The organism is Halobacteriovorax marinus SJ, from assembly GCF_000210915.2.
Taxonomy (GTDB): Bacteria; Bdellovibrionota; Bacteriovoracia; order Bacteriovoracales; family Bacteriovoracaceae; genus Halobacteriovorax; species Halobacteriovorax marinus.
The window spans coordinates 2,622,418-2,637,360 of the sequence record NC_016620.1 but is presented as its reverse complement, the minus strand read 5'-3'; the positions used below and the strand labels follow the sequence as shown (position 1 = coordinate 2,637,360).

The following is a 14,943-nucleotide window of genomic DNA, read 5'->3' as shown; positions in this document are numbered from 1 at the left end:
TTTTAAATATAAAAAAACCCTTCCTAGTGAAGGGTTTTTTTGTTTATAGACCAATAAAATTCCTCTAAATAACTCACTTTTACCCTCTTTTCCTTATCCAACTTACTGAAAGTACATAGACCTTAATTTATTCTTAATGCTCGAATTTCATTTAAACTTAAAGTTTAAAATGTCGAAAAGTACTTGAATTGGAACATTGAAGTTCACAAAGATAGGTTATGAGATGGATGATTTTGAAAGAGAATTAAAAGAAGATTTCCTCGACGAGTCTTTACAGTTATTGGAAGACACAGAGCAATCTTTTCTAGCGCTGGAAAATGACAAAGAAAGTACAGAGATCTTGGATCAGATCTTTAGGCTTGCCCACAACTTAAAGGGGACTTCCCGTGCAGTTGGCTTTGGTAACGTAGCAGAGTTCACTCACGAGATGGAGAATTTAATCTTAAAGCTAAAGACTGGCGAGCTAGAAGTTACTGATGGGATTGTTTCTCTTCTACTCGAATGTAATGACCACATAACACATATGATTCATACACTAAAAGACGATATGGAGGCCGACTTTGATAGTGCCCAGATCGTTGCTAATATTCAAAGTGCTCTAGGTGGAGAGTCTGCATCTATGAGTGAAGAAGTTGCGGACGAGGTAGTAGAGCCTGAGCCTGAAGTTCCATCTGAAGAGCTCATTGCCAATGATGATAATTGGGAAAGTGATGAGGAGATCGACGATATCTTAGATGATGCAATTATGGAGAGCTCTGGTGAAGAGGCAAGCTCTAATGAGCCAGAAGTATCTGCGGCCGCTCTAGAAGCTTTAAAAGAGTTAGGAAATTGCGATGACTCAATTATCGCGGAACTCGAAGGAAAGTCTGACCCAGTTGTTGCAAAGGATGAGCCTGTAGAGGAAGAAACAGAAATTTCAGCTGCCGCTCTAGAGGCGCTTAAAGAATTAGGAACTTGTGACTCAAGTGTTATTGCAGACCTTGAAAAGAGCTCGAACGTTACTGATGGCCTTAAGTTTAATAATGCAAAAGATGATACTCCGTCGGTAACTCCAATAGAGAAGTCAACAACAACACCTGAAAACGTTGCTCCACTTGCCGCAAAGAAAGCTGCTGCAGTAAAGAAAGTTTCTGAAGATGAAAGTATTAGAGTCTCACTTTCTAGAGTTGAAAAATTAAATAACGTTGTAGGAGAATTAGTAATTCTTCAAACAGTTTTAGATCAGGGGCGCTTTAGTGCGGCTCAAGATCAATTAATGAATAAATCTATTTCACAATTAGGAAAGCTTTCTAAAGAGATTCAAGAAATCTCAATGTCACTTAGAATGGTTCCTGTTAAGTCTACTCTGCAAAAGATGAATAGAATTGTAAGAGACACTTCTAAGACTCTCGATAAGAAAGTTAAATTAAAATTAAGCGGAGAGGAAACTGAAATTGATAAAACAGTTCTAGAGCATCTTGCTGATCCTTTAGTTCATATTGTTCGAAATGCAGTTGACCATGGATTAGAAAGTACTGAGGAACGAATAGCTTCAGGTAAGAGTGAATTTGGAAATGTTGGAATTAGTGCCTATCACGAAGGTAATAACCTTGTTATTGAGATAACAGATGATGGTAAGGGAATTCCTGCAAATGTCATCAGAAAGAAAGCGCTTGAGAAAGGGCTTATCAGAGAAAATCAACAAATCTCTGATGAAGATATGATTCAATATATTTTCCATCCTGGTTTCTCGACGAAAGAAGAGGTAACAGAAGTTTCTGGCCGTGGAGTTGGAATGGATGTTGTAAAAACTAATATTGAAAAACTCTCTGGAGAAGTTAGAGTAAAAACAGAGCTTGGAAAAGGAAGTGTGTTTAAAGTTGTTCTTCCACTCACTATGGCAATTATTGAAGGTATGGTGATTAGAGCAGGTGGGGATAAGTTTATCCTTCCTCTATCACAGGTACATGAGTCGTTAAAGCCAACAAAGGAAATGGTAAGTAAAGTCACAGGTTGGGGTGAGTGCTTAAATCTAAGAGGACAAATACTTCCACTCTTTAATATTGGAAATACTCTATCTGTAAAAATGGATGAGGGAAGTTCTCTAGATAAGATTGCTATTATCATTCAAGCTGCTGAACATCCTTTCGCAGTACTTGTTGATGATATTTTACATCAACAGCAAGTTGTAATTAAAAACTTAGGAAATGAAATTAAAAATAATAAAGGATTTATGGGAAGCTCCATCTTAGGAGATGGTAAGCCATCATTTATTCTTGATTTAAATGAACTCTATAGCGGAAAAATGAAAAAGAACTCAAGTATAAAAGAAGACTTAATGGGAAGGGTAGCCTAATGAACGAAGAAAAAATGAATCAAAACTTATCAATTGTAGATGAAGAAAACTCAGAACTACAAAGATTCTTAGAGTTTAGTTTGGGAGATGAAGAGTATGCGATACCTCTTCTATCTGTAAGAGAGGTTATCTCTGTACCTGAGACAACACCTATTCCAAAAGCTCCAAGCCACTTTCTAGGTATTATGAACCTTAGAGGGCAAGTTATCTCTGTCGTTGATATGAGAACTAAGTTAAAGATAAAGGCAAAAGAAAACAATTCTGAAGAGAGTGTTATCATTGTCGATCTTGATGGAATGAACCTTGGGATCGTTGTCGATTCTATTAATAAGGTTCTTGCATTTACTCTAAAAGATATCAATGAAGTTCCAGAGATTGAAACTCAAGTGAATGCAGAATATATCTATGGAGTCTATAGAAAAGAGGACTCACTCACAGTTCTACTTAATGTTGCTAAAGTTTTAGACATTAAAGATGTGAACGCTATGGCCAAGAGAGCAGCGTAACATAGGAATATAATTCGATTTATAATAATTTACGGGCCATCTAGTACAGATGGCCTTTTTTTTACCTTAAGAAATCTTTAATTTATAAATCTTTAATAATTTTTCATTCATTTTGAGGGAAAATATCCCGAACTACTTAATATAAAAGGAGAATATATGAATGTTAAAAAAATGCTCGTGGCCAGCGTTCTAGGTCTTTCGTTTATTAATGTTTCAGCTGCTGATTGTACAAAGGAACAGGCAAAAGAGTCTGTTGAGAAAATGTGTGGTCTTATTGCCTCTAAAGGAAAAGGTGCATTAGCTGAGATTGGAAAGTATAGATTTTGTGGATCTAATTATGTTTGGATTCAAGATAAGGACGTGAAGATGGTTCTTCACCCAATTAAGAGAAGACTTAATGGGAAGTCTCTAAAGGCCAATAAAGATGAAAATGGAAAAGCTCTCTTTGTAGAGTTTGATAAGATGGCCAAGTCAGCAGCTGCTGGTGGATGGGTTGACTATGTTTGGGCAAAGCCTGGAGCAGAAAAAGCAACACCAAAAGTTTCTTACGTAAAAGTATGTGGTGGTGATCTGGGATGGATTGCTGGTGCAGGTGTTTGGAAATAAATTTAAACTTATATAGGGAATATATAGAGTGAGTATATCTAAAAAGAAATCAAGTTTTCAGTTTAAACTACTTTTGACCATTGTAACGGTGGCATTTGTTTGTATTACTATCGTTGCTAGCATTTCCTATTTTAAATCTAAAAATGCTCTTCAAGCACAATCAATAAATCAATTTTCAAGTATGGGAGAGATGATGAAAAATCGCCTCTCCCATTTTGAAAAACAAACAAAGACTTTTTCGGAAAGACTAGGGCAAAATCGCTTGATTGAAGGTTTATTCTTAGCTTATGAAAGTGCATTCTATGGTGCGAGTCTCTTCCCTGGTGAAGATCAAAATATTAATACAGATCAGTATAAGTCTGTTCATAAAATATACGGAGAGAGGGCCCTCGAGTTAGTGAGTGATTACTCATTGGAGAATATCCTGCTCGTATCATTAGATGGACAAGTTATTATGTCTTCTAAAGAAGACCCAAAAGCAAATTTACTCGGAAGAAGCTTAACTAATGGAGCCTATAGTAAGTCTTCTCTTGCAAAATGTTTTCAAAAGGCTCTAGATGATGAAAAAGCTGGACTTCACTTTAGTGGCTATGAATATAATCAAATTACTAATTCTGTGGTGGCTTTCTATTGTATAAGACAACTTGCTGAATTTGATCATCTGTCAGAAGGAATAAGTAAGGGTGATAATATGGGAGTCGTAATCTCCCAGGTTAATATAAGTGAACTAAATTCTATTGTATCGAGTAGAGTTGGTATGGGAGAAACGGGACAAGTTTATCTTGTCGGGGATGACAATCTTCTTCGTACTGACTTCTTTGTAAATAAAGAGAAATTCAATACTGTAAATTCATTTAAAAATAAAGCGGAAGTTCATTCACCATCAATTGACGCTGCAGTCGCAAAGAAAACGGGAACACATTTTATTGTAGACCCCAATGGGGAAGAAGTTCTAAGTTACTATTCAAGTATTTCCATGTTCGGGAGAACTTGGGGTCTTATTGCTGAAATACAAACTAGTGAAATGTTCGCTCCTGTAAGATCAATGATGATTTTTGTTACAATCTCATCAGTCGTTGCTCTTTTTATTATTATTCTCATCGGCGCATATGTAACGAAGCTACTTGTAAAGCCAATTGTTGATGCTAATAAAATATTAAGTGATGTCACACATGAAGTAAGTAGTAATGCTGATAAGATGAAGTCCAACTCTGTAGATCTAAGTGATGGTTCTACAAAAATAGCGTCGGCTATTCAAGAGACTGTCTCTACTCTTGATGAGTTATCTTCTATGGTTAGTAGAAATTTAGAAAATGTTGAACTCTCAAGTAAGAAGTCTGGAGAGTCAAAGGTTGTGGCCGAATCAGGTAAACAATCTGTAACTAATATGATTGCGGCGATGGGGGAAATTAATAATTCAAACTCTGATATCGTCAGTGAGATGGATAATATAAGTCACAAGATGAACGAAATAATTGATGTCATAAATGAAATTGGTAGTAAGACAGATATTATTAACGATATTGTCTTTCAAACAAAGTTACTTTCATTTAATGCTTCAGTTGAGGCGGCAAGAGCTGGTGAACATGGTAAGGGCTTTGCTGTCGTTGCTGAAGAAGTGGGCTCTCTTGCTACTGCCAGTGGTAGCGCTGCAACTGAGATTAGTGAAATGCTAGGGGAGAGTGTTAAGAAAGTTGAGGCCATCGTTGCTGATTCAAAATCAAAGTTATCTGCTCTCTCAAGTGTGGGAAAAGAGAAAGTAGATATTGGAACTAAGACTGCAAACGAATGTGAACAGGTTCTAGATCAAATATTAGTTAATGTACTTGAGGTTAACGATAAGGTATCTGAGATTACAAATGCATCGAATGAACAGGCCATAGGAATCAATGAAGTCTCTAAGGCCATGAGTCAGTTAGATGAGATGACACATCAGACGACACTCATATCTACAGAAGCTCTGGAGTCCTCTGAGGGACTTAATTCTCAGGCAAATAAGCTTGCAAGTGTAGCTGATAGCTTGAGTATTTTAGTCTCAGGAGGAATTGGCAAAGAAGTTGAGAAAATTGATAAACAAGAAGTTCAGAAGCAGGAAAAATTAGCAGAAAAAAATGAAGAAGTTCATGATAAATCTTTAACATCACCAGTGGAAAATACCGATGAGTCAGAGAGTGGTGAAGACGAAGTTAAAGACACTTCAACTGAATATGAAAAAAATGATGTTAAATTAACTCAGGACTTACCTAGTCGTGACGATAGTCGTTTTGAAGATATCTAAAGAAGGGATAGAACATGAGCGTTGCAAAGAAAGTAGAAGAAGATTCATATGATTTTCTCGTTGAGAAAGTAAGTACTATTGTTGCTAGAATCTCCGGTAATGTTCTTGGAGAAAAGCAGGCTTTAATGGTTCAGACTCGAATCAAGAAGAGAATGAGTGAGTTGGGTCTTAGAACGGCTGCTGAATATGTCAGCTATATTGATAAGCATAGAGAAAAAGAGTCTGGAGTACTCGTTTCTTTGTTAACTACACACCATACATTCTTTTTTAGAGAATTTACTCACTTTGAACATTTAAAGGCAAATCTACCTGAGCTTGTAAAAAAAATAAGAGCTAGGGGAGATAATACAATTAAGATTTGGTCAGCTGCCTGTAGTCGTGGACAAGAAGTGTACTCACTTTCAATGTTTATGAATTTTTATCTACCTAAGATTGACCCAACAATGAAATTTAAAATCTTAGGAAGTGATATTGACCCTGAGTCTGTACGAATTGCAGAGAACGGAGTTTATCATAGAAGAGAGATTAAATCTGTCCCTATGAATTATCTAGGAAGCCACTGGGCCAGAGGGACTGGGGATATTTCAGATTTTGTTAAGGCCAAGAAGAGTATTTCTGATTCATGTGAATTCAAGGTTTATAATCTTTTAACTTTTCAAAAAGAAATGAGAAGAGAGAAGTTTGATATTATCTTCTGTCGAAATGTATTTATTTATTTTAAAACAGAGCAAATTTTTGAAATTACAAAGAATTTTTTAGATCATCTCTACACAGATGGCTTCCTATATTCAGGTATCTCAGAGTCTTTGAGTGCTTTGAAGTTAGATTTAAGAAATTGTGGACCATCTGTTTATGGACATAAAGTTGTAGAAGAAGTTACTCCAGCAATGACTGTAAGTGATATTAGACCTACTATCACTCCAGCTCCTGAGCTTATTAAGTCTGTTACATCTGTACCAGATAAGTTGAGAGTTTTCTGTATTGATGACTCTTCGAGTATTTTAACTCTATTAAAGAAAGTCTTTGCAGAAGATCAATTTGAAGTCGTTGGAACAGCTTCTAACGGTATTGATGCTCGCAATCAGCTTAAAGATCTGAATGGCAAGGTTGATGTTGTGACTTTAGATATTCATATGCCGGAAATGGATGGTGTAACTTATCTTGAGACATACTATGATGAGTCACATCCTCCTGTTGTTGTGATCTCTTCTGCATCTAGAGAAGACTCTGATGCAGCCATGAGATGTTTAAGAGCAGGGGCATCAGACTTTATTGAAAAGCCAGCTCTAAATAATTTACTAGAGCGTGGTGAGGAAATTAGAACAAAGGCACGTGTCTCTTATATTGATAGAAGCTTAACGAAACAACATATTAGCTCTATTGATAAAGAGTTTGAAAAAGAAGTCACTATTGATAGACCAGAAGATAAGTTTAGAATTGTGGTTTCGTCGATCTCGGATCAAAAGAAGGTTGTTAAGTTCTTCCATGAACTTCATGGACCACAGCCTGCGACTTTAATGCTCTTTGAGGGGCAGGATAATTTACTTGAAGCTCTAAAAGAAGATATGAGTGATAAAATTAAGTATCCTATTGAGGTCGTTGATCAGATAAGTTCAAAGTTCGAGCCGGGGAAAGTTTACTTAGCAGACTTTAAGAAAGTATTTGATCAGGCACATCAGCACCATCAAGATGCAAAAACTTCAGTGATGGTTTTTGGCCAATGTTCTAAGCATGGAGGGGAGCAAATTCTTAATTGGGGGAATGCTCAACTTCTCTTAGAAGATATCGGAGTTAATTCAAGCTTAAGTGAAGCCGCAACAGATGTTGTGCCTGTAACAAGCTTTGCCTATATGTCGTCAGAGTATTTGAGTAGGAAGTAATTGTGGACAATAAATTCTTTACTTCAAAAACTCAAAATGAATACTATTTGAAGGTTAGCTTCGAGTGTTTTATTTGTGTAGAAGCAAATAATGGGAAGTCTTGTGGAACTCTTCTTAGTAACCTTGATTTTAAGAAAGGGAAGTTCTCCCAATTCTTAAAAGATGCTGAAAAAGAACTCAATACTATAAAGAGTATGATGACACTCAAAGTAGTTGGTAGCTCAAGCTTTCTGAGGGAAGTTAAAAGTGAAGTTGAGGAGCTTACCTTTAAGGATCAGAAGTATGTACAAAGAGATGATAAGTTTGAAGTTGTCTTCTATCCTAATGAAGGTAAGTTAAGGGTAAGTAAGGAAGAAGCTAAGAAAGATGATAATAAAGTAATCAATGTTCTTATCGTTGATGACTCAAAAACTATTCGAAATCTTCTTACAAAAGTTCTATCTAAATCTGAAAGAATAAATATTGTCGCCACAGCTGAAAAGCCAAGCGAAGTAGAAGCACTTATTAAAGAGCATAAGCCAGATGTGATCACCTTAGATATTCATATGCCGGAGATGAACGGTGTCGATCTATTAAAGACGATTTATCCAAAGTATAAAATACCTACAATAATGATCACTTCTATTAGTATTGAAGAAGGTCCTCTCGTACTCGAAGCACTCGAAAGTGGTGCCTTTGACTATATTCAAAAGCCTAAAATAGAGGAGCTCTCTGTAGTTGGCCCTTTGATGATAGATAAGGTTATTGAGGCTTCTAAATTTAAAACAAATAGGCGTAGCTCTTCTAGTATAATTAATCGTTCAAATAATGTTTTTAATAAAGACTGCACTATTGTTATTGGCTCCTCTACAGGTGGAACTACAGCTCTAAAGGATATACTATGTGGACTTCCAAGTGATATTCCACCTGTCCTAATTGTTCAGCATATTCCGGCCGTTTTTTCAAAGGCCTTTGCGGATAGATTAAATGGGCTTTGTCCTTTTACTGTCTCTGAGGCGATAGATGGAGATGTGGTTGAAAGTAATCATGTCTATATTGCCCCTGGTGGACAACAAATGAAGATCAAAGAGAGAAGTGGAAAGAAGATTATCCAGATTACCGATGATGCCCCAGTAAATCGATTTAAGCCATCTGTAGACTATATGTTTCAATCCTTTGAAAATGCTGCCTCTAAAGAAAACCTAATTGCTGTCATTCTAACAGGAATGGGAAAAGACGGAGCTAAGGGTATTAGAAAGCTTAAGGACTTAGGTGCTCTTACAATTGCTCAAAGTGAAGAGAGTTGTGTTGTCTTTGGTATGCCTAAGGAAGCAATTGCTCTTGGTGGTGCAACTGAAGTCGTCCACAAAGAGAATATCGCAGAAAAAATGGTAGAGTTCTCACAGAGCTTTAAAAGAAAGCAAGCGAGCTAGAGTATTACTTAACCTCTAGCTTTGCCCATACTGGGAAGTGATCTGATGCCTCTTTCGCTCTCAAAAAATCTTCACTAAACTCAGCGTAACAAGATTTTTCATTTTCTTTATAACTTCTTATAGAATCTTTTTTAACAATATTCTCACACCCAAGATCTTTTCTCATTTCTTCTGGTCTATAGACTCCGGCGTCCAAGATTTTAAAGTGCTCACTCACTGCTATATAATCAAGTTGAAGTTGTAGCCTCTTTGGTGCAAAAGAAGGGGATTCATTTGTAATAAGTTTCGGATCAGTTGGGTAGAGTTGAACCTTCTTGCTTAAACTTCTTAGAACTTCACTTCCTGGATTACTTGTATTTGAGAGCTCAGTATTCCAATCCCCAAGGGCTACAAATGGAGTATTTTCTGCCAGAGGCTCTATTTCAATACCTGGAATATTCAAGCTTGTTTGTCTCGTGAGATACCATTCAAGAAATTTTAATTGATCTGCATTTCTCTGGTAGTTAGGGCTCTTCTTATTGCCAAAGTGAAAGGCAGGTACTGTGTGAAGGATGATAATATGAAATTGAAACCCATCTTTTTCAACTAAGATATCAGTAAGGTTCTTATCAAATAATTTCACTCTCTCACTTAGTGGGTTACCATTATTGTCACTAAACTTTGTTAAATCTATTGCAGGGTTGAACTCTTTCCATGTTAGATTTTGTATATTCTTTGAGCTTATAATTTTAAGGTTATTCTTAATTAAGGCTCCACTTGAATATTGTCCTGGAAAAATTCCAAAGTCCTCTGGGTCTGCCAGCTTTCTAGTATCGGTAGATTTGAAGTTTGTAGCATAGTTACCACTTTCATCTCTCTTGGCCTTCATCCCTGTATTTGCAGGATAGAAAACTCCGCTGAAGTTTTCTAAGCCCAGTCTCTTTGCAAGGATATTTATATTCTGTCCCGTCGTCTCCAGTCCTTTTACTGGAACCATTGGAAGGTCGTATTGCATTTCATTAATAGAGAGAATATCGAAACTGAAATTTTGAATTACTTCTTTTACTGCATTAATCTGAGAGTCTTCTTTAGATCTTAGCTTAAGTGAGTCTAGTTCTTTTATATTATAGTGGAGTAGGTTGATTTGGTTCTTTTCCTTAATACAAGAAGTGAGGAGAAGAAGTGCGATTAAAGTAATAAACTTCATAAAAATTCCCAAAAAAAAAGGTCTCAGTTAGAGACCTTTTTATCATTTATTTTGAGATATACGCAACCGCGTTGTGACTATGGAGAGATTCAAAGTGCTCAACCTTGGCCCTCCAATCTAGAATAGATTCCTCAGCATTTAATACAGCACTAATTCTTCTAGAAGAGTGCTCTACAAACATAGGATTTTCTCCATTTAAAATTGCAAAAGCTTGTTCATCTAATCTCTTTACTAAACTCTGAGTCTCTGTCGGAAGTGCCACACGTAGTAATTCAATAAGACGTAGGAGTGAAATAGGGCTTTCAAGATCGTAGTCTATTGTTACAGTGGCGTTTGAGCGCTGGCTATGAGCCGTTGCTATTCCATTTCCTTCTGTGATCTCTCCCTCAGCATAACCTTTTTCATATTGCTTTGCCATTGAGAGGGAGCAAGGACAAGTTGATGAGTACTCAAAATTAACTGTCATACTCATAATAACTTTACCGTCTCTATTTTCCTTACCTTCAAGGGAGCAGTTGTAATATTGCCAACCCCAGTTATCAGACTTTAGAGACTTCTGCTTTACTGGATATTTAAAGTTTAGTTTTAAAAAAGACTCAGGAATAAGGTCTTCAGTAGAAGCGTCTCTGAGGTCCGCTCTATAGCGTCTTAGAACCTTTTTAAAGAAGTTATTGTCTACTGCTGCCATTTCCGACTCTTCTTGTAGAATGGCGCAGAAGCGACTCATATTCACACCGTTTTTATGAGCGTCACAATAGACAAACATTGAGGCTTCACAGTCGTGGCTCATGATCGAGCCATCTTCATGCTTAAACTTGAGTGGGATTCTAAATCTCTCTATCCCAACTTTAGGGATAGCGACACCAAACTCATTTGATAGTTTTTGAAAGTCATTTAGACCTGTCGAATCTTTGATTTCGCAGTCCATAATATCTGAATGGTTACTTCTTAAAGTGTGTAAATCCATCTTATTTCCCTTACTTGTTAATTAGGTCAAAAAACTACCTATTTTTTGACGCTTTAGCAAATTATATCAAATTATGTCCGGCAAAAGATTAGACATTTCCAAAGTCCCCTGAAAACGGTCGGTTATAGGGGTTAAAACCTATATTTTTTACTGATTTCTTCCAGTATTTTAAGTGATTTACTCCAGTGAAAAGATCTCAGTATTTGGGAGTCGGCACCGATAGATTAAAGGTTACAGCAATGAGGAAGTTTAATGAGTGCCAGACAGAGAAATTTTGAATTTGAACATCTAGAAAAATATCACGGCGATGTTGATGAGGTGACAAAGACAATGGAAGACTGTCCAGATTGTGGCAAGAAACTCATCATCACTCATTGGGCAGATTGCACGACGCTCTTAATGGAAGAATCGGCCCAGTGTATTGAGTGCGACTTTGGAAGTCGCAAAACAATACACTCTATGAATTAATCTCTTTTTAACAATCTAATGTATTAAATGGCATAGGTAAGAGGTCTCCAAAGAGAACCGTCTTTTTTACTGACTCTAGATCCCCGAGATGAATAGGGGTTTCAGGCTTTGCAAACTCGCTTAGAACCTGAAGACATAGGGCACAAGGAACTGTTACTGGCTTAGTATCACAGGCCACAACAACATACTCAACTTCTATTTTTCCAAGTCTTGCTACTGCTCCTATGAGTGAGTTTCTCTCGGCACAGATAGTTGCACCATAGCTGGCGTTTTCTACATTACATCCTGGAAAGATTTCGTCGTGTCCTTTGACTTTGATTGCCGATCCGACCAGAAATTTAGAGTAGGGAGCATGAGCGTTTTCTCTTGCTGCTAGTGCAACTTTATAAGCTTTTTCTATTTCTTGATTCATTAAAACTTCCTTTGATTAATAGAGATGGGCTTTCCAAACTTCTCTTTAGAGACTTGTCCATGATCCACAACTATATTTCCACCTACAATAGTGTAATTGATCTCGCCTTTATATGTATATCCATTAAAAGGTGTCCAGCCACATTTTGAGGCCATATCTTCATTTTTTATTTCGACAGTTTTATTCATGTCAACAATTGTTATGTCAGCATCAAAGCCCTCTTCAAGGTGACCTTTATTTAAACCATAGAGCTTCGCTGGATTGAAGCATAAGTACTTTGCAACTTCTAGAATCGTGAGATTTCCCATTTCTACATGGTGAAGAAGGATAGGGAATATGGTTTGCACTCCAGGCATTCCACTAGGTGAGTTCGGGTAGCCTTGGTCCTTTTCTTCTTTAGTATGAGGAGCGTGGTCAGAGCCGATAACGTCAACCACTCCTTTTTTTAATGCTCCCCAAAGACCAGCAGTGTGATCTGCAGTTCTAATGGGAGGGTTCATTTGCGCGTATGTACCAAGCTTATCGTAGCACTCGGGCGAAGATAAAGTGAGATGTTGAGGAGTAACTTCTACTGTACAGTGTTCTTTATTTTCTGCGAGAAAGTCGATCTCGTCTTTAGAGGTAATGTGTAATACGTGCACTTTTCTCTTACACTCCTTAGCTATTTCAATAACTCTCTTTGTAGAAGTGAGCGCCGTCTCTACGTTTCTCCAGTTGGCGTGTTCATGAGCTGATGTTGCATTATCTCTAACACTTTTTCTTTGCACGAGCATTTCTTCATTCTCAGAGTGTAGGGCAATGATACCTGTAGTATTTTTAAAAATTTCTTCAAGCTTATCCCTTTTATAGAGAAGAAGATTTCCTGTTGAACTGCCAAGAAAAATTTTTATACCACAACAGCCTTCAATATCTTTGGCCTTCTTGAGCTCTTCAAGATTCTCCGCTGTTCCGCCCATATAGAAACCAAAGTTGGCCAAAGACTTACTCTTTGCTAGAGAAATCTTCTCAAGAATAGCTTCTTTAGTTGTTGTTGGTGGAGTAGTGTTGGGCATTTCTAGATATGTTGTAACGCCTCCAAGTACCGCTGCTAGAGAGCCTGAGGCGAGATCTTCTTTGTGAGTGAGGCCAGGCTCTCTGAAATGAACCTGAGTGTCAATTAATCCCGGAAAGATATGCTTTCCATTTGCATCAATAATTTTAGTCGCGCTAAGGTCTTCACTTTTGTCTAAGACATGAATCTTACCGTCTTTAACGGCTAAATCTCTCTTCTTTGGGCCAGATTCTAGGATACAAGTCCCACCTTTAATAATTAGATCAAATTTTTCCATAGTTCTTAGGTCCTTAATCGTTTAAAATTTATGCTTTATAGTACATTGGACTTTTGAAAATAGAAAACGCTGTGCTAAAAAAGAAGGAAACGGAGTATTAGATGTCATTGAAAATTTATAACACGCTGAGTAGGTCAAAGGAAGAATTTAAACCATTAGTTGAGGGCAAGGTTAAGCTCTATCTATGCGGTCCAACTGTTTACGATCTTCTTCACATTGGAAACTTTAGAGGTGCTATTACTTTCAACTTAGTTCGCAATTGGTTAGAGCTTAGTGGATACGACGTGACTTTCGTTTACAACTATACAGATGTTGACGATAAAATTATTAAAAGAGCGAATGACGAAGGTGTTGAGCCAATCGTTATCTCTGAGAAATATATTGCAGAGTTTGAAAAAGATTTCAATCGTCTTGGACTGAAAAAACATACTCACAATCCAAAAGTAACAGAGTTTATGGATGAGATTATTAATTATGTTGAAACTCTAATTAAGAATGATAAGGCCTATGAAATTGATGGTGAGGTTTTCTACGCTATAGATAATTACACTGATTACGGAAAATTATCTAAGAAGAACTTAGATGAACTCAATGCGGGTCAAAGAGTTGAAGTTGATTCAAGAAAGAGAAATCCATATGACTTCGTTCTTTGGAAACCATCTAAAGAAGGTGAGCCACATTGGACATCTCCTTGGGGAGAGGGAAGACCTGGCTGGCATATTGAGTGTTCAGCAATGATAAAAGCAATACTCGGAGAAACAATTGATATTCATGGTGGGGGAATAGATTTAATTTTCCCACACCACGAAAATGAAATTGCTCAAGGTGAAGGATGTAATTGCACTAAGTATTGTAACTATTGGATGCACAATGAGTTTATTAATCTAAAAGATGAGAAGATGTCTAAGTCTCTAGGTAATGTTATTACTGGTAGGGCCTTTATGGATCAATATCATCCAGAAGTATTAAAGTTTCTTATGCTCTCTGCTCATTACAGAAGTAACTTCAATGTAACAGATGAGAAAATTCATCAAGTGATATCAGGACTTAGAAGAGTCTACGAAACATTGGCCACTGTGGATACGATCTTAGATACATTTGAAAAAAGTGAATCGGGAAAGGTAAATAAGAATTTCCAAACAACGTTAACAAACTCTGATGCAAAGATTAAAAAATCTCTAGATGATGACTTCAGTACGGCTGAAGTTGTGGCAACAATATTTGAAGTTGTTAGAACATTTAACGGTTTAAATCTTTTAAAGAAAAAGAAAGATGTAAATTCATGGACAACAGCCAAGGCCTTTAAAGATTGGATTCAAAGATACGGACAAATGATGGCACTCTTTCAAGAGGAGCCAGTTCAATTTCTAAGTTCTATTGATGACATTATGATCAAAGAGAAAAACTTAGATAGAGAAAAAATTCTTGAGTTAGTGAAAATGAGAGAAGAGGCCAGAGAAAATAAAGATTGGGATAAAGCCGATGAGGCGAGAGATGCTCTTCACGCTATGGGAATTGACTTTAGCGATACTCCAGAGGGAGTAAAGTGGAATGTTAAGGTATAA

At 36.9% G+C, this 14,943-nt stretch carries 12 protein-coding genes; 8 read left to right on the top strand and 4 right to left on the bottom strand.

Going from position 1 to position 14,943, the window contains the following annotated elements; translation table 11 throughout:
* The first annotated feature begins 196 nt into the window (after positions 1–196).
* The 6 genes from BMS_RS17095 (at position 197) to BMS_RS12525 (ending at position 9,017) form a co-directional block, all read left to right on the top strand.
* The gene (locus tag BMS_RS17095) at positions 197–2,335 is read left to right on the top strand and encodes a chemotaxis protein CheA (protein ID WP_014245194.1); all 2,139 of its coding nucleotides are present in this window, start codon (positions 197–199) and stop codon (positions 2,333–2,335) included.
* A complete protein-coding gene (locus tag BMS_RS12545) occupies positions 2,335–2,841 on the top strand; it encodes a chemotaxis protein CheW (protein WP_044557594.1) in 507 nt (168 codons plus the stop codon). The genes BMS_RS17095 and BMS_RS12545 overlap by 1 nt, the downstream gene beginning before the upstream one ends.
* Positions 2,842–2,997: 156 nt before the next feature.
* Positions 2,998–3,447 (top strand): cache domain-containing protein, encoded by a 450-nt coding sequence (locus BMS_RS12540; protein WP_014245192.1) that lies wholly within the window; start codon positions 2,998–3,000, stop codon positions 3,445–3,447.
* A 28-nt stretch (positions 3,448–3,475) separates the two neighbouring features.
* On the top strand, positions 3,476–5,725 hold the full coding sequence (locus tag BMS_RS12535) for a methyl-accepting chemotaxis protein (RefSeq protein ID WP_014245191.1): 2,250 nt from the start codon (positions 3,476–3,478) through the stop codon (positions 5,723–5,725).
* A gap of 14 nt (positions 5,726–5,739) precedes the next feature.
* Positions 5,740–7,605, top strand: a complete 1,866-nt coding sequence (locus BMS_RS12530) for a CheR family methyltransferase (RefSeq protein WP_014245190.1) — start codon at positions 5,740–5,742, stop codon at positions 7,603–7,605.
* Positions 7,606–7,607: 2 nt separating this feature from the next.
* A complete protein-coding gene (locus BMS_RS12525) occupies positions 7,608–9,017 on the top strand; it encodes a protein-glutamate methylesterase/protein-glutamine glutaminase (protein ID WP_052590687.1) in 1,410 nt (469 codons plus the stop codon).
* A 4-nt stretch (positions 9,018–9,021) separates the two neighbouring features.
* On the opposite strand, the gene BMS_RS12520 is transcribed toward BMS_RS12525, so the two are convergent.
* Together BMS_RS12520 and folE2 are read right to left on the bottom strand one after the other, a co-directional pair.
* Positions 9,022–10,203, bottom strand: a complete 1,182-nt coding sequence (locus tag BMS_RS12520) for an endonuclease/exonuclease/phosphatase family protein (protein WP_044557593.1) — start codon at positions 10,201–10,203, stop codon at positions 9,022–9,024.
* A gap of 46 nt (positions 10,204–10,249) precedes the next feature.
* A complete protein-coding gene (folE2, locus tag BMS_RS12515) occupies positions 10,250–11,170 on the bottom strand; it encodes a GTP cyclohydrolase FolE2 (protein WP_014245187.1) in 921 nt (306 codons plus the stop codon).
* A gap of 252 nt (positions 11,171–11,422) precedes the next feature.
* On the opposite strand from folE2, the gene BMS_RS12510 reads away from it, so the two are divergent.
* A complete protein-coding gene (locus BMS_RS12510; protein ID WP_014245186.1) occupies positions 11,423–11,638 on the top strand; it encodes a hypothetical protein in 216 nt (71 codons plus the stop codon).
* A gap of 7 nt (positions 11,639–11,645) precedes the next feature.
* Here the strand turns inward: BMS_RS12510 and cdd are convergent, their stop codons facing one another.
* Together cdd and BMS_RS12500 are read right to left on the bottom strand one after the other, a co-directional pair.
* Positions 11,646–12,050, bottom strand: coding sequence for a cytidine deaminase (gene cdd / locus BMS_RS12505; protein ID WP_014245185.1), 405 nt, complete (start codon positions 12,048–12,050; stop codon positions 11,646–11,648).
* Entirely contained in the window at positions 12,050–13,378 is a 1,329-nt protein-coding gene (locus tag BMS_RS12500) for a dihydroorotase (protein ID WP_014245184.1), read from the bottom strand. Before BMS_RS12500 ends, cdd begins: the two co-directional genes overlap by 1 nt.
* Before the next feature lie 101 nt (positions 13,379–13,479).
* Between BMS_RS12500 and cysS the strand changes: the two genes are divergently transcribed.
* The gene (cysS, locus tag BMS_RS12495; RefSeq protein WP_014245183.1) at positions 13,480–14,943 is read left to right on the top strand and encodes a cysteine--tRNA ligase; all 1,464 of its coding nucleotides are present in this window, start codon (positions 13,480–13,482) and stop codon (positions 14,941–14,943) included.